The 22,556-nt window shown below is 54.1% G+C and carries 17 protein-coding genes and 4 tRNA genes; 13 read left to right on the top strand and 8 right to left on the bottom strand.

What is annotated here, in order from left to right; all coding sequences use genetic code 11:
• Positions 1–72: 72 nt before the first annotated feature.
• Genes gspN through gspD form a run of 3 tightly spaced genes read left to right on the top strand, consistent with a single transcriptional unit; the run spans position 73 to position 3,706 of the window.
• On the top strand, positions 73–864 hold the full coding sequence (gene gspN / locus RKA07_RS05275) for a type II secretion system protein N (RefSeq protein WP_200369178.1): 792 nt from the start codon (positions 73–75) through the stop codon (positions 862–864).
• Positions 864–1,721, top strand: coding sequence for a type II secretion system protein N (locus RKA07_RS05280; protein WP_310965797.1), 858 nt, complete (start codon positions 864–866; stop codon positions 1,719–1,721). The genes gspN and RKA07_RS05280 overlap by 1 nt, the downstream gene beginning before the upstream one ends.
• 32 nt (positions 1,722–1,753) lie before the next feature.
• A complete protein-coding gene (gspD, locus tag RKA07_RS05285) occupies positions 1,754–3,706 on the top strand; it encodes a type II secretion system secretin GspD (RefSeq protein ID WP_200369180.1) in 1,953 nt (650 codons plus the stop codon).
• Between the two features lie 12 nt (positions 3,707–3,718).
• On the opposite strand, the gene RKA07_RS05290 is transcribed toward gspD, so the two are convergent.
• The 6 genes from RKA07_RS05290 to purE all read right to left on the bottom strand — a co-directional run bounded on the left by RKA07_RS05290 (position 3,719) and on the right by purE (position 11,171).
• A complete protein-coding gene (locus RKA07_RS05290) occupies positions 3,719–5,728 on the bottom strand; it encodes a M48 family metallopeptidase (protein ID WP_200201197.1) in 2,010 nt (669 codons plus the stop codon).
• 11 nt (positions 5,729–5,739) lie between these two features.
• On the bottom strand, positions 5,740–6,327 hold the full coding sequence (locus tag RKA07_RS05295) for a LemA family protein (protein WP_200201196.1): 588 nt from the start codon (positions 6,325–6,327) through the stop codon (positions 5,740–5,742).
• Positions 6,328–6,350: 23 nt separating this feature from the next.
• Positions 6,351–8,411 (bottom strand): putative bifunctional diguanylate cyclase/phosphodiesterase, encoded by a 2,061-nt coding sequence (locus tag RKA07_RS05300; RefSeq protein ID WP_310965798.1) that lies wholly within the window; start codon positions 8,409–8,411, stop codon positions 6,351–6,353.
• Between the two features lie 269 nt (positions 8,412–8,680).
• The gene (gene sodB / locus RKA07_RS05305; protein ID WP_200201194.1) at positions 8,681–9,259 is read right to left on the bottom strand and encodes a superoxide dismutase [Fe]; all 579 of its coding nucleotides are present in this window, start codon (positions 9,257–9,259) and stop codon (positions 8,681–8,683) included.
• An 89-nt stretch (positions 9,260–9,348) separates the two neighbouring features.
• Positions 9,349–10,473, bottom strand: coding sequence for a 5-(carboxyamino)imidazole ribonucleotide synthase (locus tag RKA07_RS05310; RefSeq protein WP_310965799.1), 1,125 nt, complete (start codon positions 10,471–10,473; stop codon positions 9,349–9,351).
• A gap of 206 nt (positions 10,474–10,679) precedes the next feature.
• Positions 10,680–11,171, bottom strand: coding sequence for a 5-(carboxyamino)imidazole ribonucleotide mutase (gene purE / locus RKA07_RS05315; protein WP_200201192.1), 492 nt, complete (start codon positions 11,169–11,171; stop codon positions 10,680–10,682).
• Positions 11,172–11,481: 310 nt separating this feature from the next.
• Here purE and RKA07_RS05320 point away from each other — a divergent pair, with 310 nt between their 5' ends.
• From RKA07_RS05320 to RKA07_RS05340, 5 genes are all read left to right on the top strand, one after another.
• Entirely contained in the window at positions 11,482–12,474 is a 993-nt protein-coding gene (locus tag RKA07_RS05320) for a hypothetical protein (RefSeq protein ID WP_310965801.1), read from the top strand.
• Between the two features lie 230 nt (positions 12,475–12,704).
• A complete protein-coding gene (locus tag RKA07_RS05325; protein ID WP_310966016.1) occupies positions 12,705–13,514 on the top strand; it encodes a DUF2846 domain-containing protein in 810 nt (269 codons plus the stop codon).
• 131 nt (positions 13,515–13,645) lie between these two features.
• A tRNA-Val gene (locus tag RKA07_RS05330) sits at positions 13,646–13,721 on the top strand.
• 70 nt (positions 13,722–13,791) lie between these two features.
• Positions 13,792–13,868: transfer RNA gene (locus tag RKA07_RS05335), tRNA-Asp, on the top strand.
• An 8-nt stretch (positions 13,869–13,876) separates the two neighbouring features.
• Positions 13,877–13,952 (top strand) — tRNA-Val (locus tag RKA07_RS05340).
• 40 nt (positions 13,953–13,992) lie between these two features.
• On the opposite strand, the gene RKA07_RS05345 is transcribed toward RKA07_RS05340, so the two are convergent.
• Positions 13,993–15,399, bottom strand: coding sequence for a 3-oxoacyl-ACP reductase (locus RKA07_RS05345; RefSeq protein WP_310966017.1), 1,407 nt, complete (start codon positions 15,397–15,399; stop codon positions 13,993–13,995).
• A 313-nt stretch (positions 15,400–15,712) separates the two neighbouring features.
• Between RKA07_RS05345 and RKA07_RS05350 the strand changes: the two genes are divergently transcribed.
• Both RKA07_RS05350 and RKA07_RS05355 read left to right on the top strand, forming a co-directional pair.
• Positions 15,713–17,050 carry an acetyl-CoA C-acetyltransferase gene (locus RKA07_RS05350; RefSeq protein WP_310965802.1) on the top strand — a complete coding sequence of 446 codons (1,338 nt, stop codon included), beginning with the start codon at positions 15,713–15,715 and terminating at the stop codon, positions 17,048–17,050.
• 91 nt (positions 17,051–17,141) lie between these two features.
• Positions 17,142–17,218 (top strand) — tRNA-Met (locus RKA07_RS05355).
• Positions 17,219–17,299: 81 nt separating this feature from the next.
• Here RKA07_RS05355 and RKA07_RS05360 read toward each other — a convergent pair.
• Positions 17,300–18,535 carry an NAD(P)/FAD-dependent oxidoreductase gene (locus tag RKA07_RS05360; protein ID WP_310965803.1) on the bottom strand — a complete coding sequence of 412 codons (1,236 nt, stop codon included), beginning with the start codon at positions 18,533–18,535 and terminating at the stop codon, positions 17,300–17,302.
• A gap of 296 nt (positions 18,536–18,831) precedes the next feature.
• Here RKA07_RS05360 and RKA07_RS05365 point away from each other — a divergent pair, with 296 nt between their 5' ends.
• Genes RKA07_RS05365 through RKA07_RS05375 form a run of 3 tightly spaced genes read left to right on the top strand, consistent with a single transcriptional unit; the run spans position 18,832 to position 22,544 of the window.
• On the top strand, positions 18,832–20,604 hold the full coding sequence (locus RKA07_RS05365) for an assimilatory sulfite reductase (NADPH) flavoprotein subunit (RefSeq protein ID WP_310965804.1): 1,773 nt from the start codon (positions 18,832–18,834) through the stop codon (positions 20,602–20,604).
• Positions 20,604–22,301, top strand: a complete 1,698-nt coding sequence (locus RKA07_RS05370; RefSeq protein ID WP_310965805.1) for an NADPH-dependent assimilatory sulfite reductase hemoprotein subunit — start codon at positions 20,604–20,606, stop codon at positions 22,299–22,301. Before RKA07_RS05365 ends, RKA07_RS05370 begins: the two co-directional genes overlap by 1 nt.
• A 24-nt stretch (positions 22,302–22,325) precedes the next feature.
• Positions 22,326–22,544: a hypothetical protein gene (locus RKA07_RS05375; protein WP_310965806.1), complete on the top strand. Its 219-nt coding sequence runs from the start codon at positions 22,326–22,328 to the stop codon at positions 22,542–22,544.
• The last annotated feature ends 12 nt before the right edge of the window (positions 22,545–22,556 follow it).

The following is a 22,556-nucleotide window of genomic DNA, read 5'->3' on the forward strand; positions in this document are numbered from 1 at the left end:
GTTTTTTTGTCATGAACTTGAACAGAGCGTTTGTTAGACTCGGCAACCGGTCAACTGTCTGTGTGCAACCGAATGAGTGACGCTGAATCCAAATCTTTTCTCCGCCCCGGCAAACTTGTGCTGCTTGTGTTGCTTGGGCTTTTCGTTTATCTCGGTGCACTGATTGTTTTTGTTCCTGCCGGTTGGGTATGGCACAAGGCGTCGCCCCATGTTTTATTGCCGGCTCAGGTGCAAGTGCTGCAGGTATCGGGCCGGGTGTGGGATGGCGCAGCCAGGTTAGCTGTCGCCGGTTTCCCCTTGCGTGTTGAGTGGCAGCTGGGATGGCCGTCTGTTACCCGGTTGGAGCAGCCAGTACGGATTTCTGTGGCGTCACTGCAATCTGAGGTTTCGGGTGATATAGCCATAGGATGGCCCGCAAATGCCCGGCTGAATGCGCGAGGCACTATTGCAGTTGCTGAGTTCGAAGAATTGATTCAGCGCAGCGGTGGCGCAATGATTGAGGGCGATGTGAGTATTGATCGCCTGGTTCTTGAATGGGCGGATGACCGCATTATTCGTGCGGATGGTCTCGGACGGTGGGCTGGCGGTAGCGTAAGCTGGCCCATGGGTGATCAAACCGGGCAGGCAAAGTTCCCGCCCATGCAGGCTACTATGGATACGACTAGTGGTGGCGTGGCCTTGGTGATCGCGGAACAGGCGGGGAGTGGCCCGGCGGCGGATGCCAGTATTCTCTGGAGCGGGATGATGGAGTTGCGAGTCTACAAACGCATGATAGATCTCGCTGGCCAGCCCTGGCCAGACTCAGCCAGCCCCGATGATATTGTGTTTCGTGTCAGGCAGCCGCTGTTGCCGGGGGCGCGTTGATGGTTGCAATGCCGGCTCCGGACACCCAGCGCCGAATTGCCCAAACGCTGGCTAACCTGCTGCTTGTGTGGCTGGTGGTTTATATGGGTGTTGCCATGGCAAATGTTACCTGGCTGTTTGCGTGGCAGGATAAGCCAGTTGTGGCTATGCCTGCAGGCAGTTCATCTGGTGCCCAGGCTTTTGCTCGGTCAGGTGGTTTCTCAATGGCCGGTTATGAGTTTTTTGGCCGGGCTGAAACGCCAGGCGAGGTAGCTGAAGCGGTTAAACGCTCGGCACCGGAAACCGGTTTGAGGCTCAGGCTTGAAGGCGTTCTGGTAGGGCAGCGCCTGGAAGACTCGGGTGCTATAGTGGCCGGGAGTAACGGAGAAACCGCGTGGTACCGTGTGGGCGATATGCTGCCGGGCAATGCAGAGCTGGCTGAGGTGGAACCGGGTCGAATCCTGATTCGCCGTGGCGGGCGGTACGAGTCGCTCACGTTTGAGGAAGATGATGTTTCCACAATGGTTGCAGAGGTGGCACAGGTACCTGCAGAATCATCACCGGAAGCATTCCTTGAGAACGCAAAACAGCAACTGGATAGCGCAGGCGCGGCCGCGCTGACCCCGTACGGCCTTAAGCCGGTTGATGAAACTGGTGGCTCCGGCTACGTGTATGATGGCTCCAATGCCATGCTGAACGCAGTGAATCTCAAAGCGGGCGATGTGATTACTGCTATCAACGGGCAGCGCCTGGGTGATGTGCAGCAGGATCGTTCGCTGCTGGAAAGCTGGCGTGGCCAAGCCAGTCTGGATATAGAAATTGAACGTGACGGGTCTATTCTCAACATCAGTTATGCCATACCTGAGCAGTGGCGCTGACCGGGTTCATCGATACAGGACGAAATCGCCAGATGTATAACTACAAGACCAATTTTTTGCGGGCCTTGGCTCTGCTTATATTACTTCCCCTGATGTCGGTGGCGCACGGCCAGGATGAAACATGGAGGTTGAACCTTAAAGACGCGGATATCCGCGCTTTTGTTACTCAGGTGGCCGATATAACCGGGTACAGTTTTGTGGTGGATCCGCGGGTGAAGGGCAAGGTGACAGTTCTTTCCAGCGCGCCCATGAACAAGGAGCAAATATACGATCTGTTCCTTGCAGTGTTGAACGTGCACGGCTTCACGGCCATTCCCGGTGAAGAAGTCATCAAGGTTGTGCAGCAGGTAGATGCCAAGCAATCCGCTGAGGTTCTCGGTCGATTCTCAAATATTCCCTCCGAACAGCTTATTACCCGTGTTATCCAGATTGATAATGCCAGTGCGCTGGAACTGGTACCTATTCTCCGGCCACTGGTGGCAAAGTATGGCCATCTGGCTGGTGTCGCGGCAGCCAATGCTCTGATTATCAGTGACCACGCATCCAACATTCAGCGTATGGAACAGATTGTTCGGGAGTTGGATAGCCCCTCCAAGTACGAGGTGGAGGTTATCAAGCTCAAGGAAGCCTGGGTTGGGGATATGGTGACTCTTTTGCAGGAGTTGGCGCCAGACGAGTTGGGTCGGGCAGGTAATGACAGCGCCGCAAGAAAATACAGTGTTACCGCTGATGAGCGCAGTAATCGCTTGATTCTCAGGGGTGATGAATCTTTCCGGAGCAAAATGCGTGGTTTGATTTCGCAGTTGGACCAGCCCTCCGCCAGCGGCGGAGCAACCAAGGTTATTCGCCTTAAACATGCTGACGCAAAAAGCCTTACGGAACTGCTGAAAGGGGTGATGGGTGAGCTATCCAAAGAGGGCTCAGGAGGAGCGGCCGGTGGTGGTGCCAGCAGCAAGCCCCAAGGCAGCTTTGCGGTATTTGCTGATGAGGGCCTCAACGCACTGGTGGTTCGTGGTGAGCCTTCGTTGATGCAAGAAGCGGAAGAGATTGTCGCAGCACTGGATGTACGTCGTGCTCAGGTGATGATTGAGGCCGCGATTGTGGAGATTAGTGATGAGCTGGGCCAGGACCTAGGCGTTCAGCTCGCGGTGGGTGATGAGTCCCGGGGCTCGACTCCGGTAATGGGCACAAACTTTGGTAACGTGGGTCGAAGCCTGGGGGATGTGCTCAGCGCCATACTGACGGAGTCTGTCATTACACCGGCGGTAGGAGGTGTTACCGTTGGTGCTGGCCAGAGAAATGAAAACGGTGTGAGCTGGGGTGTTCTTTTGCAGGCGCTCTCCACCTCTGCAGCGGCCAACCTGCTCTCGACACCGAGCATCATTACCCTGGATAACCAGGAATCGGAAATTATTGTGGGCCAGAACGTTCCTTTCCGTACGGGCCAGTCTACGGTGACGGGTGATGGCACTACCAACCCGTTTACCACCATTGAACGCAGGGATATAGGCCTCACCCTCAGGGTAACACCAACCATCAGTGCTGATGGCCTTGTGCGACTTGTGGTGGAACAGACAACGGAAAGCGTTGCCGACAGTATTGAAGATGCATCAGACATTGTAACCAACAAGCGCGAGATCAAGACAACTGTGCTGGCGGATGATGGTGAAACCATTGTGCTGGGTGGTCTTACCCGCGATGACTATCTGGTTAACAAAAGTAAGGTGCCTTTCCTTGGCGATATTCCTTACCTCGGCAGGCTGTTTTCATCAGAGTCTGAGCGCCGGGTAAAGCGCAATCTGCTGGTGTTCTTGCGGCCCAAGATCATGCTTGGCAAGGCTGAGGCTGTTGAGGCTACATCGGAGAAGTTCAATAAACTCTGGAAGGTAAACCTCGATATTCGCAACAAGCTTGGCTTGCCAGAAATTAACGCTAGCCCGAGTGTGGATATTCTGTTCAATCAGGAGGAGCGGGTTCTTCGGTAAACCGGCTTCTCCTTACACCACCATTGGCGGCATCGGGCAGTCCATCTGATCCGCCACAAGCCTCATGAGTTCGTACTCTCTCGGTTCAATCACCCCGTCATAGGTGATGCAGTGGCCACAGGCGTCAATAATTGCGGGCTTTAATAGCGCTGAGAGCCCGTTAAGAGCTTTGAGTGCTTCCTGTAAATCGCGCATGCTTACCTTGGCAAGTATTGGGTACTCCGAATCCCCGTTGTTGGCAAATCCGGCCATAGCCTCAAGATACAAGGCGTTAACTTCCTCCTGTGTACTGTCTGATCCAGCCCGGGCCATAAGACTCAGAAGTCTTTGCAGTGCGGGCATGACAGCCTTGTAGCTGCGGTAACGCACCGGGATTACCCGAGCTGAATCCACCCCGAGATGGCGGGAGAGAAAGCTGGTAAGAGCCAGCTCGAACAGGGTGACCCGATTATCTGCCTTTACCAGCATTCTCACACACCGGATCAACTCGGCACGCTCTTCAGGATCCAGTTTTCTCAGAGCTGGCATTGCGAGTTCCAGGGCCGGAAAGCGAATTGCTTCACCGATTTTCTGGAGCGTCGGAACGAGTTTTGCGAGCAGTTCAGGCTGTGGGCCAAACAGCGAGTTATCAGGAAGCAGGGCAAGGCGTTCAGACTGTTCTTTCTGGTTCAGGTCACTGATAAGCAGGGCATAACAGAGCTGAATAGCGCCCGCCCGGGTATAAAGCAAACCGCGAAAGGTTGAGGGCAAGCGTTGCAGCAGTTTGACCGCAAAGTCTTCCCCTTCCGGGCTGATGGTGCCGACTCTCTCTGACAGTTTTTGCATGCTGGCCGCCGGAGTAGGCGTGTGAGTGGCAATTGCAGAGCCCGACAGGGATGTTCGTCTGCCGGAGGCAGTGCCATAAAGGTCTGTAGCGGCGCTGGCAAAACCGGATGCGCCAGCTGGCTGCTGGCTCGTGGTTGCAGAGCGCAGGTCATCGCCTGATTCCGTATCGCGCAGGCGGCTTTTGAGCCGGGCCATAAGCCCCGGCTGAATTGCGTGTATGCGTTGGTCGATAGGCGGGTGAGAGGCAAGCAAAGAGGAGAACTTCATGCGCGTAGCTTCGCCAAAGCACATGTGGTTCATGTCACTGGCGTGGCCAGTGGTATCCAGGTAACTGCCTCGAAGCCCGATCTTGAAAAGAGCCCCGCCAATCCCGTCCGGGTTGCGGGTGAACTGCACAGATGATGCATCTGCAAGGGTTTCCCGCTGGCGCGACACTGCGGCCTGAATAAGGCGGCCAAAAAATACGCCCACATAGCCGATGACAAACAGGGCTATGCCGATAATGCCCATGGCCGCCTGGGCCCGGCCATCCCGGTTACGGCCTGTGGTTCGTCCGCCGCTATAGAACGATGAACGAAGCAGGAAACCGCCGATTTGCCCAATCATCAAGATGCCGGACAGCAAAGCGATAAGGCGAACGTTCAGGCGCATGTCACCGTTAAAAATGTGGCTGAATTCGTGTCCCACAACGCCCTGGAGCTCATCTCTGGTTAGTTGTGTGATAGATCCGTGTGTTACTACCATGACGGCGGAACCGGGGGTGTAGCCTGCTACAAAGGCGTTGATGCCTGTCTCGTTGTCCATAATGTAGAGTTCGGGCACAGGCACCCCGCTGGCAATGGCCATTTCTTCTACAATATTGCGTAGCTTTCGCTCGTCGCTGTCGCGGGTATCCGGGTCTATAGGCCGTGCACCAACCATTTTGGCAACGCGGCTTCCACCACCGGCAAGATCTACCCACCGCACGAGGGACCCCACGCATATGAGAAGCACCACTGCTGAGGCGGTAATCATTCCGTGGCTGGAAAGCAGCCAGTGGTGAAAGGGTTGGCCTGAGGTCTCACTGCGGGTTACGAAATAACCTACCAGACACACAGCCAGGGTAATCAGTATTACTGCTGTCAGAAACAGGAACACCAGCAGACTGGTATTGCGCCGGGCACTTGCCTGGCGCTGGAAAAAACCGGGATGAGCCATGGTTCAGAGACTCAGAAGGCTACTTTGGGAACCTGGCGGGCCTCAGGAGACTCAAGCTCAAGCTGGGAGGTTTCCTTGAAGGCGAACATGCCGGCAATTACGTTGTTGGGGAATTGCTCGCGGAAGATGTTGTAGCTCATTACACCATCGTTATAGGCCTGGCGGGCGAAGGACACCCGGTTTTCTGTGCTGGAAAGCTCTTCCATCAACTGCTGAATGGTCTCGTTGGCTTTCAGGTCCGGGTAGTTTTCGGCTACGGCGTAAAAATTCGCCAGTGCTTTGGTGAGCAGGTTCTCAGCACCGCCAAGGCGTTGGATTTTGGTGCCATCACCGGGATCTCTGGCAGCATCTTTCTGGGCGCTTACCGCATTGTTTCTTGCTTCCATCACCTGGGTGAGCGTTGATTTTTCATGCACGAGGTAGGCTTTGGCTGCTTCTACCAGGTTGGGAATCAGATCGTGCCTGCGCTGGAGTTGCACATCAATCTGCGCAAATGCGTTTTTGAATTGGTTGCGCAAGGAAACCAGGCGGTTATATATAGAAACCAGATAAATTACGGCAACGGCAATAACAATCAGGCCAATAATGGTAGTTCCCATGGCAACTCCTCAGATGTAATGAATCATGCGTCATTTTCGACGGTTTTCTGGTGAAATTCCTGCACAAAAGCCTCAAAGTCTGCAGGGCGCAAGGGCTTGCTGAAGAAATAACCCTGCGCCAGCTTGCAGCCACGCTGGGTGAGGTAATACTCCTGCTCTGCCGTTTCGACACCTTCTGCAACAACTGTCAGGTTGAGGCTTCTTCCCAGGTCAATGATGGTGTTAGTGATGCGGGTATCTTCTTCATTAACCAGCAGGTCACGAATGAACTGCTTATCAATTTTGAGGTGCTGTACCGGCATCTTCTTGAGATAGGTAAGGGACGAATAACCGGTTCCGAAGTCGTCTACTGCAATGCTGATACCAGCGCGGTTAAGCGTGTGAAGCTTGGCTACTGCATCTGCAAGGTTGGTCATAAAACTGGTTTCGGTAACTTCCAGTTCCAGGCGGCCGGCGGGAATGTCATGGCGCTTCAGGGTGCCCAGAATATCATCAACAATACGATCCTGGCGTAGCTGCACCGCAGACAGGTTTACGGCAATGCGTAAAGGCAAGCCTTTGTCTGCCCACAACCTGGCTTGTAGGCAGGCCTGTTCAAGGACCCACTGGCCAATTTCGACAATAGAGCCGTTGTTTTCTGCGACGGGTATGAAGTAATCCGGTGGCACCAGCCCGCGAACAGGGTGATCCCAGCGGAGGAGGGCTTCGGCCCCAATCACTCGCTTGGTTTCAAGGTTCACTTGGGGCTGATAAACAAGGTACAGCTGGTTAAGCGCCAAGGCCTCTGACAAATCTTTCTCCAGCTGTTTGCGGTCGCGGATTTCCTGGTCGATGCTGGCAACGTAAAACTGAAAGTGATCCCGGCCTTTCTGTTTGGCCAGCATCATGGTTTGTTCTGCACTTTGCAGCAGCCGATCGGGCTGGATGGCATCGGAGGGATAAAGCGCAATGCCCAAGGTTGCTGTCATAGAGATGCTTTGGCCTTCGAGGCCCATGGTTTCGCTGACAGTGGCGAGGATTGCTTCCGCGGTATCTGCAGCTTGAAAGCCGTCTTTCAGACCCTTTTCGGTGATGACAAACTGGTCGCCACCGAGACGCGCGATGGTAAAGCGTGATCCGCTAAGTGTACTTATCAACCTGTCTGCGACAGTTTGCAGGGTGAAATCCCCAGTGCGAAAGCCACATTGATCGTTGATGGATTTGAAGTCGTCGATGCCGCAAACAATCACAGATAATAATGTGTTGTTGTGTTTGGATTCTTCAATGTCGGCCTTTAACAGTTCCATAAAACTGTCCCGGCTCAGTAGCCCGGTAAGCTGGTCGTAGCGGGCAAGCCTGCTCACCTTGTCTTCGGCTTCACGGTGACGCTTCTGGCTGTCACCAATGGCAATGAGCAGCGTGTTGGTAGCACTGACCCAGAGCCCGAGCTCATCTTTCTCGTGCCCGGTTGGTGTAACGACCAGGCGGTCGTCCGGGTGTTCGGGGTTCACTTGTTTAACTGAGTCTACGATGCGCAACAATGGGCGAGTCAGAAGCATGTAGAAAACGAAGTACAGCACCATGCCAAGAATAACAGCGGTAGCCACTACAGAAGTGAACGTGATCATGGCACGGCTCAGCCATATATGGGCCGAGGGCACAGTATCGTAGTGAACTACAAAGTGGCCGTACACGGTGCCAGGGTCGCCGCTACGGGTAAGTACTGTGGTGAACTGGCGTCTGGAGTCGAAGATGGCGTTTATTAATGGGTTGAACGCACTATCAGCTTTTGGCCGTTCACGGCTGCTAAGCGGTTCCCCATTGGTGTGAAGAATCTGGGCTAGCAGTACCGCTTCCCGGGCAAACAAGCCATCGACGACCTGATTAGCCAAGTCGGCATCGATACTGAACACCGCTTGTGTGGCTGCATCTCTAACCATGGCAATGGTTTGCTGGGCCTGGTTATCCAGGTCAGCAGATACGCGCTGTGCATCCAGTACCACTTGTATGGCACTTACGATCACACCACTAACCAGCGCGACGGCAAGTATCCACCGAAGGATGCGGTAGCCAAGGCGGTTTTCGACCTCAAAGGATTTCTGCATTCAGACCCGTCTTTAGCATTGTTCGTCAGGCGCCCGTAAACTTAAAGCCGCGGAATGTCGGTAAACGGGTCTATACCCTTGCCGACAATGCGGATTATGGTTCAGGTTAAACCACACTGCATAGAGTATGGGTGATTATTTCAAATACTTCAGAATCCTGACGTTTTTATTTGTAAGTGTGACTGATTCTCCCACAAAAAACGCCCGCTGCAAGCGGGCGTTTTTTAGTCAGTCACTGCCGACTGCAACCTGAAATCCAGCCAGAGTAATCATGCCAGATTTTCGTTCACGAAATCCCAGTTGATCAGATTCCAGAACGCGGCCAGGTAGTTTGGGCGGGAGTTGCGATAGTCGATGTAATATGCGTGCTCCCACACGTCAACAGTCAGTACTGGCTTGTCTGCGCTGGTCAGCGGTGTTTCCGCATTGCTGGTGTTGGCAATAGCAACACTGCCGTCTGCTTTTTTGACCAGCCATGTCCAGCCAGAACCGAAGTTTTTGGCGGCATTGTCATTAAATTCTTTTTTGAAGTTCTCGAATGAGCCGAACGCCTTTTCGATTGCTTCTTTTGCCGCACCTTTGGGTTCGCCGCCGCCGTTCGGGCTCAGGCAGTTCCAATAGAAAGTGTGGTTCCACACTTGTGCAGCGTTGTTGAACAATGGGCCACTGGCGCTTTTGATAATGTCTTCGAGTGATTTGTTGGCGTTGTCCGTACCTTCAACCAGACCGTTCAGGTTGGTTACGTAAGTGTTGTGGTGCTTGCCGTAATGATACTCGAGCGTTTCAGCAGAGATGTGTGGTTCCAGTGCGTTTTTTTCGTAAGGTAGTGCTGGAAGTTCAAATGCCATGAGGTCGTTCTCCCTGGTCTCTCTGTTTATGGTGTGTGTCTCGAACCTTATATGGGGTCGATTTGATCGATATCAACCCCTAAGGCGATTCATTCTTTACGGTTGCTGATAAGTGAGCTGTTGAATTCAGGGCTGCCAGGCAGAAATTGCACGCAGTTTCTGACCCGCCAAACCAGCTCTTCATAACTGTCCGCAAGAACATTAACGTGGCCTAGCTTGCGCCCGGGCCGCTCACCTTTGTTGTAAAGATGCACATGAGCGTAAGGGAGTTCCAGCAGACGTTCAACATCTCCGTGTTCTCCGATGATGTTAATCATGCAGCTTAGGCCTCGGGGCTCAATGCTGCCTAGTGGGTGCCCGCTTACGGCCCGGATGTGGTTCTCAAACTGGCTGGTCATTGCGCCTTCAATAGTCCAGTGCCCTGAGTTGTGAACCCGGGGTGCCATCTCATTGGCCACCAGCCCGTTGGCTGTTTCAAACAGTTCCAGGGTAAGTACACCTACGTACCCCAGCTCGTTCAACAATGCCTTTATATACCGCTCGGCATCTTCCTGAACGTGTTTTTCCAGTTTCGGTGCGGGGGCGATGGCGTAGCGCAAGATCCCTTCGTGGTGAACGTTTTCTGAAATCGGGTAGAAGGCCAGCTGGCCATCCTCACCGCGCACAGCAATGATAGAAACTTCGCGGCTGAACTCTACAAATTTTTCGACCATCAGCCGTGGGTGCCCGATGCTTTCCCAAGCGGCTTCTGCATCTTCCGGGCTTTTCAGAACGGCCTGGCCTTTGCCGTCATATCCTTCGGTGTTGGATTTGGCAACAACCGGGCAACCCAGACTTTCCGCAGCGGCTTTCAGGGATTCAGCGCTGTCGGCAATTTTCCATTGGGGGGTTGGGATGCCAAGCTCGCCGAACAGTGTTTTTTCGGCTTCGCGATTCTGGCAAATCTGGAGGGCGCGGGGGCAGGGGTGGACTGGCTTTTCTTTTGCCAGTGCTTCTGCGACCCCGACCGGAAGGTGTTCAAATTCGTAGGTTACGCGATCTACCCGTGAGAGAAAGTCGTCTAGGTATTTGCCTTCGCGATCAATGATAACTTCACCCAAACCAGCGCTGGGGCTGCCGGACATGTCATAGAAAACAAAGGTTTTGGCCAGCGGATATCCGGCGAGGGCAAGCATTCTTCCCAGTTGGCCGGCACCTAATACACCAATTCTCATTTGTGTTCTCCTGCCGCTGTCGGGCATTGATCAAAGTTTGGGGGAGTGGGCGGGCAGGGCTTTCCAAAACTGTGCGGAGCCATGGATGGCGGAGCCAAGCGTACATGGATGTATTCACAGCGTGTTTTGGAAAGCCCTGCCCGCACGCTCCTGCACAGTTTTGGAAAGCCTTGCCCCAGCCGCGCAATCTGAACTGGTCAGTGGGCTCACTGATCTTGCGGATCAGGGTTGTCCAGGATTGTTTGGGTCTGTGTTGCCCGGAACTCATCTACCGTTTTTCTCACATCCGCATCAAAGGTGCCAATAATTTGTGCGGCCAGTAAACCGGCATTGGTGGCACCGGCGTTGCCGATGGCCAGGGTGCCTACAGCAATGCCGCCTGGCATTTGCACGATGGAGAGTAGCGAATCAAGGCCGCTGAGTGCTTTGGACTGAACGGGCACGCCCAGTACGGGTAAGGAGGTCTGCGATGCGACCATGCCGGGCAGGTGGGCTGCGCCGCCGGCGCCTGCAATGATGACTTTCAGGCCGCGGTCGGAGGCGCTTTTCGCGTAGTCGAAAAGCAGATCCGGGGTGCGGTGGGCTGAGACGACTTTGGTTTCATAGGCTACGCCGAGTTTTTCGAGCATGTTGGCGGCGTGTTCCATGGTGGGCCAGTCGGATTTGGAGCCCATGATAAGTCCTACAAGCGGCTGCATACGCAACTGTCCTGTGATAATTGGAAAGCCGGACATTGTATGTTTTGGCTATCTGCCATGCAAGGAAGGTCTTTGGGTGCATGGTACGGCAGGGGCTTCTTTTCCAGGAACCGCTACAAGCACGTCCCTGTGCGCTTGTCTCCGGCCGTCCATGGCCTACGACATTCCTGGAAAATAAGCCCCTACCGTACCCCGATCCCTGGCGTGGGAACGTATAACTCATACCTTTTGGTTTCTTCATTTCAACCCTTTGGCAGGTGCATGTATTATCAGGGCCAGTTAAATGAATCCCCCATACCCAGGAGTAGTAATGGAACCCATCCGTCCAGATGACGATGAGCTCAGAGCTGAACGACCTATCGGCACGCCGGAAAAAAAAGCGCCTGCCCAGAAGAAGCCGAAATCTTCAGGCGAGAGTGTTGGTAAGAGTGGAAGCAAAAGCGCAGGGGGGAATCCAAAGCCACCGAAGCAGGCCAAAAGCGCGAGCAATGGCGGCGGTAGCGGTCGGTCTGGGTTGGCTGTTTTATGGCTATTGGTGATTGCGGTGGCTGTTGCATCTGTGGCGGGATGGTATTCCCAGAATCAGCGGCTTCAGGTTTTGGAGGCGCAGTTGGAAGAGGCAGACTACTGGGCGCGGCAGAGTAAGTTGGCGTTGGCGCGGTTTGAGGGAGATCTTTCAGAGACAGGAGAGACTCTGGCAGAGAGCGGCGCGTCTTTGGCTGAGAATCTGGAGGCCCAGAAGAAGCAGTTGGATGCAGCGGATAGTGAAATACGGAAGCTTTGGGTTATCGCAAACGAGCGAAACAAAAAGCAGCTGGAAGATCATCAAAACCGGATTGCTGCGGTAGAAACCAGGCTTACTGAAAACCAGAAAGCATTGGCCGATACGAGCGCTACGGTTGAGAAGGTTCGGGTGTCGCTTGGTGCCGATGTGGCCGCGTTAGCGAAGCAAACAGAAACGTCCCTGGCCGTGTTGGAGGCTGCAAATCGTCAGGCAACAGAGCAGTTGACCACGCTGTCTAAGCAGTTGGCGGATGTTGACCAGGTTGTTGAGCAGCGGGTACGGCGTTTTGAGCAGGAGCAGAAGCTTGGGATCAGCGGCATAGAAGGGCGCTTGTCTGTCCTTGAGAAGAAGTTGGCCGGGCTTTCCAGTAAAGACGGTGAGCAGGCCCTCAGGAATGAGTTGGCGGCGATCAAGAGGGATGTGCAGGCGATTGATTCGTCCCGTGCGCAACTTACGTCGCGGCTTGTAAGGTTGTCAGAAGAGGTTAATCAGCTTCGTAGCCAGGTGTCCGGCCAGTAGTAGCTAATCTGGAATATACCCGAGTGGCGCCGCACTGGTAGTGGGCGCCCACTTTCGTAACATTTTGTTATTCATCTCTTGCGGTACCTCTCATTTATACCGCGTGGCAGTTGCTATGATCGGGCAACTCACCAAAGGATGAAGAGTTAACAAAAATGAAAACCCCTGTGTCTTTTCTTGAGCCGTTCAATCTGCGTTCGTTTTCCTTCCATGTGCTGTTAATTGCATCGATGTTGTCTGTATCCGGGTGCACTATTTACCAGTCTATCGGGAAAAGCACCGGGTCGTTTTTGCATCCGGTGTCTGGCCATGATTTCGTGCATATTGATAACGACGATTGGGATCGCAAGCACGCCGTATTGTATTTTTATCGTACTCACTCCGAATGGGCAGACGATGAAATTGAAGCCCCCAGTGTTTACGTTGATGATTCACACTATTTTAATATCCGAAACGATAGCTATACCTGGCTGGTGGTCAGCCCCGGTGAGCGCCATGTTGCCATGCGCAGGCCACTACTGGGGCTAGAGGGGCTAAACTCGTTCAGTCTTAGCCTGATTGCCGATGCCACATTTACTGTCGAGCCGGGCGGTATTTATTATTTGCGGTACAACGAACTCTCTGAGCCCACGCAGGCCCATCCCGAACTGGATCCTGAGCACCCGCTTGCCCAGGGTGACCTTCGCCTGGTTACACGGGAATACGCGATGCAGGAGGGGGAAATAGTCTCGACTCGTTTCCTGAATAGTGATTTGCTGGCGCCTAACCACGCGGCGGCATCTATTGTGGAAGACAATGAAGATGCCGACTACGAGCGGCGCATGGCGCTTTTGGAAGAAGAGCGTGAGCTGGAGTTGGAGCGGCTGGAGCGTGAAGGGCTTTATAAGCCAGCGCCCTGGTACTGGCCGTTTGGTGGTGCACCATCGGTTCCGTTGGAGTCAGACCAGAAGATGGAGCAGTTGGAGCAGGAGTACGCCCAACTGGAGTTGGAGCGCAAACGTCGTAAGGAGGAAAATTCCAGTGGTTGGTGGTTTTTCTAGGGTTTCCGGAAAAAGATTTGACACCGCCGAACAAATGCTTAAAATGCGCCTCTCACTTGGTTGAGCAATGAAGTCTGTTCGCAGGCAATATCAGCAAATTCAAGTGAGTGCCTTTGAAAGGTGACTGAAGTGGGTGGTTAGCTCAGCTGGGAGAGCATCGCCCTTACAAGGCGAGGGTCACTGGTTCGATCCCAGTACCACCCACCACTTTCTTTCAAGGCAAGTATCGGGCTCTTGAGTTCGGTACACGATTCAGGCATTAATGCCGGATCAATGCGGAGCGGTAGTTCAGTTGGTTAGAATACCGGCCTGTCACGCCGGGGGTCGCGGGTTCGAGTCCCGTCCGCTCCGCCACTCTTTCTGGGTGGTTAGCTCAGCTGGGAGAGCATCGCCCTTACAAGGCGAGGGTCACTGGTTCGATCCCAGTACCACCCACCAGATACTAAAAAGGGCAAGTCCAATGGACTTGCCCTTTTTTTTACTTCCCGATCAGTGATTGACCGCACACCCGAACAACGTTCCCGTTCACACCACCAGATGCAGGGCTGCAGTACCAGGCAATGGTTTCAGCTACGTCGACAGGCTGACCGCCTTGAGAAAGGCTGTTCATGCGCCGACCGGCTTCACGCAGGGTCATAGGCATGGCGGCTGTCATCTGGGTTTCAATGAACCCGGGAGCGACCACGTTGATGGTGACCCCGTTCTTTACCTGCTTTGCCATGGCCTCCACATAGCCAATCACGCCGGATTTCGCAGCTGAATAGTTTGTCTGCCCAAAGTTCCCTGCAATGCCGCTGATAGACGAGATGCAAACAATACGGCCATTTTCTTTAAGCAGGTCGCGGCCCATGAGTTCGTCGTTGATATGTTCTTCAGCTGTCAGGTTAACGGCGATGGTCATGTCCCAGAAGTGTTCAGGCATATTCCCCAGAGTCTTGTCACGGGTGATGCCGGCGTTGTGAATAACCAGATCTACGCCACCAAAGTGCTTCTCGATAAAGTTTGCGATTTTTGCCGGAGCATCTGCCGCGGTGATGTCGCAGGCCAGAGATTTGCCCTTGATGGCGTTGGTAACTTTTTCGAGCTCTTCCATCGCGGGCTCAATGTCCAGCCCGATCACCGTGGCGCCATCCCGGGACAGGGTCTGTGCAATAGATGCGCCAATACCCCTTGAAGCGCCCGTTACCAGTGCAACTTTGCCGGCAAGTGGCGCAACCGGGTTTGTAGTGGGCGTGCCGGTGGTTTTGCCGATACGAACTACCTGACCAGAAACATACGCGGACCGTGCAGACAGGAAGAATCGCAGGCTGGATTCCAGTTGCTTTTCGGCATTGGGTGCAATCCAGAGCAAGTTGGCGGTGGCGCCTTTCTTGCCGATTTCTTTACCTACGGCGCGAGTGAAGCCTTCCAGGGCTTGCTGTGCTGCAGCCTGAGGTGCTTTGCGGCAAGTTGCAGGGTCTTGGCCTATGACAACAACCCGTGCATTGGCGGCAAGCTTTTTGATTGTGGGGTGGAAAAAATCGTAAAGAGCGCGAAGGTCGTCAGGACCTTTCAGGCCAGTGGCGTCGAATACCAGTGCCGAGAATTTTGTTGTGTTTTCTGAAGCCAGATCCAGAGCCTTGGCTTTATTGCCAGCTTTGGATGAATCTTCCAGTGACACTTTGCCGCTGGCATGGTGCAGTGTGGCTGCACTGGCACCCAGCACGCCGCCAATGACCGCTATGGCTTTGCCGCCGTTGCCTGCGCCAACCAGCACGTCACCTTCAATAAACGGCTGATCTGCGCGCTTGAGGCGCTTCAGTGGCACAGGTGATGGCAGGCCAAGGGTTTGTGCGGCAGTTTTGCCTACGGGTGTGTTTACGAGTTTGAGATAGATGTCAGACATGGCTTCGTCCTTGCGTTGGTGAGATGTGTGGAGCATGTTGATGCACAGAGTAATGAATCCGCCAGCCATGTGATTGACTCAACGCTTGTACGGCATTGTCATGCCTGCCAATGAGACAGCTGCAGTTAGCGCTAAACTGGCGTTCCTATATTGCTTATCTTGAGTGTAGGGGCATGAAGAAGGAGCCTTCCAAAACACGCTGTGAATACGTCCCTGTACGCTCGGCTCCGCCATCCCTGGCTCCGCACGGTTTTGGAAGGCCCCTTCTTCATGCCCTCTTACTCCGGAACAAAATTAACGAAAGGATAGCATCATGGCACAGGCTCAAAAGTCCAACCAGAAGAAACCATCAGCGGCAAAAGCCGCAGAAAAGGGCGCGAACGGCGTTCGTCGCGTCGCGATTCTTGGCGGCAACCGGGTTCCTTTTGCTCGCTCTAACACTGTTTACAGCAAGATCAGCAATCAGGAGCTGTTGACGTCTGCCCTGCGCGGTCTGGTGGACCGCTTCGACCTTCAGGGCAAGCGCCTTGGTGAGGTTGTAGCAGGTGCTGTTATGAAGCACTCCCGGGACTTCAACCTGACCCGGGAAGCGACACTTAGCTGTGGACTTGCACCGGAAACACCGGCTTATGATATTCAACAGGCCTGTGGCACAGGTTTGGAATCGGCCATTCTTGTGGCTAACAAAATCGCTCTCGGCCAGATTGAGTGTGGTATTGCAGGTGGTACCGATACAACCTCTGATGCGCCTATTGGTGTAAGTGAAGGCCTGCGGGAAATTCTGCTGGACCTGAACCGTGCCAAGACTAACGGTGACAGGTTGAAGATTCTCAGCCGCATACGCCCCAGCCACCTGAAGCCGGATATCCCGCAAAATGGCGAGCCTCGCACAGGCATGTCCATGGGTGCCCACGCCCAGGTTACGGCTCATGAATGGTCAATCCCAAGGGATGAGCAGGATTTGCTGGCATGGGAAAGTCATCAGAAGCTGCTCAAAGCCTATGAAGAAGGTTTCTTTGATGATTTGATGACGCCGCTGGCGGGTCTTGAGAGAGACAATATCCTGCGCCCGGACACCACGCTGGAAAAGCTGGCAACTCTTAAGCCGGCATTCGATCGCGAGAATGGCACCCTGACCGCTGCGAATAGCACGGCTTTAACGGACGGCGCTTCCTGCGTACTTTTGGCCAGCGAAGAGTGGGCGAAAGCCAACAATTTTGAAGTAAAGGCCTGGCTGACGTTCTCTGAGGTGGCCGCCGTTGACTTTGTGGACAAAAAAGAAGGCTTGCTGATGGCTCCGGCATACGCCGTGCCCCGGCTTCTAGAAAAAGCAGGTATTACGCTGCAGGATTTTGACTTCTACGAAATCCACGAAGCCTTTGCCGCTCAGGTTCTTTCAACCCTCAAGGCGTGGGAAGATCCTGCGTTTTGTAAAGACAAGCTAGGCCTCGATAAGCCTCTGGGCAGCATCGACCGCGCTAAACTGAACGTGAAGGGCAGCAGCCTCGCCACTGGCCACCCATTTGCCGCCACGGGTGGACGCATTGTGGCTACGCTCGCCAAGATTCTGGAAGAGAAAGGCAGTGGCCGGGGGCTGATTTCAATCTGCGCAGCCGGTGGTCAGGGCGTAACGGCCATTCTGGAGCGATAAGTTGCCCGAAAGTCGGAATAGTCTTTGACAGACCGGCTTCGGCTCCGTAGTATGCGCGCCACGGTGATCGAGAGACCACCAACCAGTTTGATGCGGGGTGGAGCAGTCTGGTAGCTCGTCGGGCTCATAACCCGAAGGTCGTAGGTTCGAATCCTGCCCCCGCTACCATATAAAAAAAGGCAGATCAGTTACTCACTGATCTGCCTTTTTTCGTTTTGACTCTTTGAATTACCCCTGCGGCGGTCCGCCTTAACGGGCTTTGTGTGCAATATCTCCCTCTCGACCTCTGAGCATGTAGTCAAAGTAAAACGGAGGCAGCGCACGCTTTTTCACTTGCCAGTAGAAGGCAGATTCTTTGAAGGGGCTCAGGGGCAGGGTGGGTGTTACCTTCCCGCCATACACAAACTCCGCAAGCATCACCTTTCCATAGCCTGTGACGATGGGGCAGGAGGTGTAGCCGTCGTAACTTGCCTTCAGTTGCCCGTTCGCCAGTTGAGCCAGAATGTTGGTGGCCGCTACTGGCGACTGCTTGCGGACGGCAGCCGCTGTTTTTGACGTTGGCAACGAACTGCAATCCCCCAGACTGAACACATTGGGAAAGCGCACATGCTGCAGTGAGTGCTGGTCTACATCTACCCAGCCATCGGCATTCGCCAGTGGGCTGGCTTTTACAAAGTCGGGGGCGCACTGTGGTGGCGTTACATGTAGTAGATCAAAGCGTTCTGTTATTTCCCGGGCTTCTCCCTCGCCATCGGTAAAGCGGAATGTGGCTTCTTTCGTGTCGCCATTCACAGCAACCAAATTGTGGTTCATCAAAAGACCGATGTTGTGCCTGCGAGCCACCTTTTCCAGGTGCGGGACAAAGTCCGGCACGCTGAAAAGGGCGCCGCCTGCGGCGTAAAACCTCAATTCACTCTGCCCGGCTATCTGATTTTTGCGGAAGTAGTCTGCGGCCAGGTAAGCAATTTTTTGGGGTGCGCCGGCGCACTTGATTGGGGCCGGAGGTTGCGTGAAGAAGGCTTTGCCGCCACGGAACTGTTTGATGCATTGCCACGTGTATTCTGCCACTGAGGGGTCATAGTTGCTGCATACGCCATTGCGCCCCAAAGTTTCCCGCAAGCCCTCTACTTTATCCCAATCCAGCTTCAGGCCAGGCGTGACGACCAGAATGTCATACCCAAAGGAGCGGCCATCATCAAGAATAATCCGGTTCTGTTCCGGTTGAAGCTCCTGTGCAGCAGCTCTTATCCAACGTGCGCCTTTCGGGAGGGTTTGCGCTTGGGGGCGAGCCGTTTTGGCCAGAGAATATGCACCGCCACCCACAAGTGTGAGAGCTGGTTGATAGTAGTGCACATCGCCTGGTTCAACGATGGCGACATCCAGACCAGGGCGTTGTCGAAGCAGCGATGCGGCAACACTGGTGCCAGCAGCACCGGCGCCAATAACGACTACTTGGTGGGTGTGTAAAGATGCACTCTGTGACATTGCTGATACTCCTTGAAGGAGCCTGCTGAGAAGCCCCTTGTGCATGAGAAAAGTGGTATCAGCTTAAAAGTATTTCGATATTCTATGAAATGATTAAGGTCATTTCGGTTAGAGCTATTTTGCATATCTTTAATGTATATAAAAAACAGCTAATTAGCCCATATATCGAATATATCGATTTGTTTGTCCTGTCTATTTCATTTTGTCGCTTATTTAGTGATTCCTAGAGTAGTGGAGGTTTCAACAGGTTTGGTTGAAACCGGTAATTTATTTACGGCCCACACGGATCATCCAACATGACGACAGATCTGAAATCATCTCCCCTCTCTGCGAATCAGCAGGCGCGGTTGGCAGAGCTTCTTGACGGCATAGGTGAAGGTCAGCTTTTCTGGCTGGCTGGATTTCTGGCCGGGAAGTGCTCGGGTGACTCCGCAAACGCGCCCGTGTCTGCAACCCCTGAACTGACCGTTTTATTCGGCTCGCAAACCGGTAATGCAGAGGAGCTTGCACAGCGACTGGCCGCCCGTGCTTTGGAAAGAGGCGTATCCGCCAAAGCGATAGATATGGCTGACTACAAGCCCAGGCAATTGAAGAATGAACAGTACCTGGCGGTGCTGGCATCTACCCATGGGGAGGGCGATCCACCAGACAATGCGTTGGATTTGCATGAGTTTCTGCATGGTAAAAAAGCGCCGAAGCTGGGCGGCCTCCGCTACAGTGTTCTGTCGTTGGGAGATTCCAGTTACGAGCATTTTTGCAAAACCGGCCAGGATTTCGATAGCAAGCTTGCGGCTCTGGGCGCAACGGCTTTGGCTGAGCGTGTGGATTGCGATGTGGATTATGAGGATCAAGCTGAAGACTGGATCAACCGGGTACTGGAAACCATTGCCAGTGAGGCAGGAGCGAGTCAGCCTGCGGCTAATAGCCCGATTGCGGCAGCGCAGCGACCAATCTCGACCTTTAGCCGGAAGAATCCTTATCCGGCGACTATTCTCACCAATCAATTGCTCAGTGGCCGAGGTTCCGATAAGGAGGTGAGGCACATTGAGTTGTCACTGGAGGATTCCGGGCTTGTTTATAAACCCGGTGATGCGGTGGGTGTATACCCGGAAAACAACCCCGCCCTGGTTAACAATTTGTTGAGTGCCTTGGGCTTTGATGGTGAGCAGCGTGTGCTCGTGGAGGAGAGCGATATTCCGCTGCGGGAGGCCCTGGCTTTCTACCGGGAAATCACCCTGCTTACACCGCCGCTAATGAAGCATTGGGCAGATCGGGTGGAGAGTGATGCGCTAAAGGCTCTGGTGGCAGATAGGGCTGAAATGATGGCGTGGACAGAAGGGCGTGACCTTCTGGATCTGGTTCAAGCTTGGCCCATAGCCGGACTTGAACCACAAACGTTGGTTGACCTGTTGCGCAAGCTGCCCCCAAGGCTCTACTCCATCAGTTCCAGCCAAACCGCCGTGGAAGATGAAGTACATATCACCGTGGCCGCCGTGCGCTATGCCAGCCATGGTCGAAATCGTGAGGGTGTTGCATCTGTCTGGCTATCTGAGCGGATGAGTGAAGGCGCCAAGCTACGAGTCTATATCGATCCCAACACGAAGTTTGCCCTGCCGGATGACAGCAAGCCGGTGATCATGATTGGCCCGGGCACCGGCGTAGCGCCCTTCCGTGCCTTCCTGCAGGAGCGGGAAGAACGGGAGGCGGAAGGTGAAAACTGGTTGTTCTTTGGTGATCGTCGGTTTCGCAGTGATTTTCTCTACCAATCGGAATGGCTCAAGTGGCGACGTGATGGCCTGCTTACAAGGCTGGATGTGGCTTTCTCCCGGGATCAGGCTGAAAAACGCTATGTGCAACATTGCCTGAAGGAAAACAGCGCCGAGGTATGGGCCTGGCTGCAGCGCGGCGCCAGTCTGTATGTGTGCGGCGATGCCGACAAAATGGCCCCGGATGTGCACCAGGCATTGCTGGATATTGCCAGTGAGCAGGGAGGGCTGAATCCGGAGCAGGCTGAGGATTACCTGCGCCAGTTAAACCGGGATAAACGTTACCAGCGGGATGTGTACTGATGAGTGAAAAATTGCCTGAAGCCGAAGTGATCAAGCGGGAAAGTAACTATCTGCGTGGAACCATTCTGGAAGGGCTGGCGGATCGTACCACCGGTGCCTTGCCGGAAGACGACACCAAGCTGACCAAGTTCCACGGTTCATACCAGCAGGATCACCGGGAAGTCCGGGATGAACGCCGGCGCCAGAAGCTTGAGCCGCTGTATCAGTTTATGGTGCGTTTGCGTTTGCCCGGGGGTGTTCTGACCACGGATCAGTGGTTGGGCCTGGATAAAATCGCCGACGAGTGTGCGGATTCCACCTTGCGCCTGACAACACGCCAAACGTTCCAGTTCCACGGCGTATTCAAGGAGCAGATGCAGCCGTTCATGCAGAAAATCCATGCTTTGGGACTGGACAGTCGTGGAGCCTGTGGCGATGTGAATCGTAACGTGATCAGCAACGTGAACCCTCATCAGTCGCAGCTGCACGGAGAAATTCATGAAATCTCTCTGGCAATCAGTGAGCGGTTGCGCTGGCGCTCGGCAGCTTATGCCGAGATCTGGCTAGGGGAAGAGTGCGTCCAGAAACTGGGCGAGGAAGAGGAGCCTTTCTACGGATACAAATATCTTCCCCGCAAGTTCAAAATTGCGCTGGCGATTCCCCCGGAAAACGACTGCGACGTATTTGCTAACGATATCGGGCTGATCGCTATTGTTGAAGATGGCCAGATTCGTGGGTTCAACGTGGTCGTTGGTGGAGGAATGGGGCTTACCTATGGCGATCCGGCCACCTATCCGCGCCTGGCTACAATGGCGGGCTATGTTGCGAAAGAGCAGATTGTGGATGCGTGCGAAGCAATATGTGCCATTCAACGGGATTTCGGTGACCGTACCAACCGCGCCCATGCTCGGTTCAAGTACACCATTGATGATTACGGCATGGACTGGTTCCGTGAGCGTTTTGAGGAATACCACAAGCACGCCTTTGAAAAACCGCGCGCGTTCAGCTTGAGCCACAACGGCGACCGGTTTGGCTGGGTTGAGGGCGAAGATGGTAACCAGCACCTTACGCTGCTTATTCCTACCGGTCGGGTGGCCGATACTGAAAGCGGGCTTTTGCGAACGGCATTGCGAGAGATTGCAGAAGCGCACAACGGCAGCTTCAGGATTACCTGCAATCAAAATCTGGTGATCGCCAACGTCGCACCTGAGAAAAAAGCAGCAGTGGATGCCATCGTAGAGGAATACAAGCTGGATGCCGGCAATCGCAGTTCACCCCTGCGCCAGAACTCCATGGCGTGTGTTGCTCTGCCAACCTGTGGCTTGGCGATGGCAGAATCCGAGCGCTTTCTGCCGGACTTTGTGACCCGGGTTGAAAGAACCATGGCAGAAGAGGGGCTGGAACCAGATGCCATTAACCTGAGGATTACCGGTTGCCCGAACGGCTGCGCACGGCCATATTTGGGGGAGATTGCACTGACTGGCAAGGCGCCTGGCAAATACAATCTCTATCTGGGGGCGGATTTCTCAGGCCAGCGTATGAACAGGCTTTACCGTGAGAATATTGATACAGACACCATACTGGACGAGTTGCGCCCCCTGTTCCGCGCCTATCAGCAAAAGCGGAATGCCCGGGAGCGGTTTGGTGATTTTCTGGTCAGAGTTGGTATTGTGGAGCAGGAGCGCACGCCGGCTATGTTGCATCAACCATTGAAATGAACCGGGTTGTTCGAAAGGAGCATTATGAGCGACGCAGAAACCAGAGAGTGGGAGCGTCTTGCCTTTGTAGCGGGGCGGGATGGTGTGCCTGCTGCATTGGCATTTGCTCAGCAAGGTTTCCGGCAATACAGTGCAGCGATTCGTGAAGCGGAATCGGGTGGCAATCAATACGGTGCTGCGTATCGAGACAGCTTGAATGCGTCGCTTGCCGTTTATCGGTCCTATATTGCAAAGAATGAGTAAGCAATAACAAAC

Source organism: Marinobacter xiaoshiensis (assembly GCF_031631795.1).
In the GTDB taxonomy this organism is placed as follows: domain Bacteria; phylum Pseudomonadota; class Gammaproteobacteria; order Pseudomonadales; family Oleiphilaceae; genus Marinobacter; species Marinobacter xiaoshiensis.

Coding starts and splice junctions, on each gene's coding strand:
- gspD (WP_200369180.1), top strand. CDS start 1,754: ATGTATAACTACAAGACCAATTTTTTGCGGGCCTTGGCTCTGCTTATA.
- RKA07_RS05320 (WP_310965801.1), top strand. CDS start 11,482: ATGGAACCCATCCGTCCAGATGACGATGAGCTCAGAGCTGAACGACCT.
- RKA07_RS05280 (WP_310965797.1), top strand. CDS start 864: ATGGTTGCAATGCCGGCTCCGGACACCCAGCGCCGAATTGCCCAAACG.
- RKA07_RS05345 (WP_310966017.1), bottom strand. CDS start 15,399: ATGTCTGACATCTATCTCAAACTCGTAAACACACCCGTAGGCAAAACT.
- RKA07_RS05360 (WP_310965803.1), bottom strand. CDS start 18,535: ATGTCACAGAGTGCATCTTTACACACCCACCAAGTAGTCGTTATTGGC.
- RKA07_RS05375 (WP_310965806.1), top strand. CDS start 22,326: ATGAGCGACGCAGAAACCAGAGAGTGGGAGCGTCTTGCCTTTGTAGCG.
- RKA07_RS05290 (WP_200201197.1), bottom strand. CDS start 5,728: ATGGCTCATCCCGGTTTTTTCCAGCGCCAGGCAAGTGCCCGGCGCAAT.
- RKA07_RS05310 (WP_310965799.1), bottom strand. CDS start 10,473: ATGAGAATTGGTGTATTAGGTGCCGGCCAACTGGGAAGAATGCTTGCC.
- purE (WP_200201192.1), bottom strand. CDS start 11,171: ATGCAGCCGCTTGTAGGACTTATCATGGGCTCCAAATCCGACTGGCCC.
- RKA07_RS05350 (WP_310965802.1), top strand. CDS start 15,713: ATGGCACAGGCTCAAAAGTCCAACCAGAAGAAACCATCAGCGGCAAAA.
- gspN (WP_200369178.1), top strand. CDS start 73: ATGAGTGACGCTGAATCCAAATCTTTTCTCCGCCCCGGCAAACTTGTG.
- RKA07_RS05365 (WP_310965804.1), top strand. CDS start 18,832: ATGACGACAGATCTGAAATCATCTCCCCTCTCTGCGAATCAGCAGGCG.
- sodB (WP_200201194.1), bottom strand. CDS start 9,259: ATGGCATTTGAACTTCCAGCACTACCTTACGAAAAAAACGCACTGGAA.
- RKA07_RS05325 (WP_310966016.1), top strand. CDS start 12,705: ATGTTGTCTGTATCCGGGTGCACTATTTACCAGTCTATCGGGAAAAGC.
- RKA07_RS05300 (WP_310965798.1), bottom strand. CDS start 8,411: ATGCAGAAATCCTTTGAGGTCGAAAACCGCCTTGGCTACCGCATCCTT.
- RKA07_RS05295 (WP_200201196.1), bottom strand. CDS start 6,327: ATGGGAACTACCATTATTGGCCTGATTGTTATTGCCGTTGCCGTAATT.
- RKA07_RS05370 (WP_310965805.1), top strand. CDS start 20,604: ATGAGTGAAAAATTGCCTGAAGCCGAAGTGATCAAGCGGGAAAGTAAC.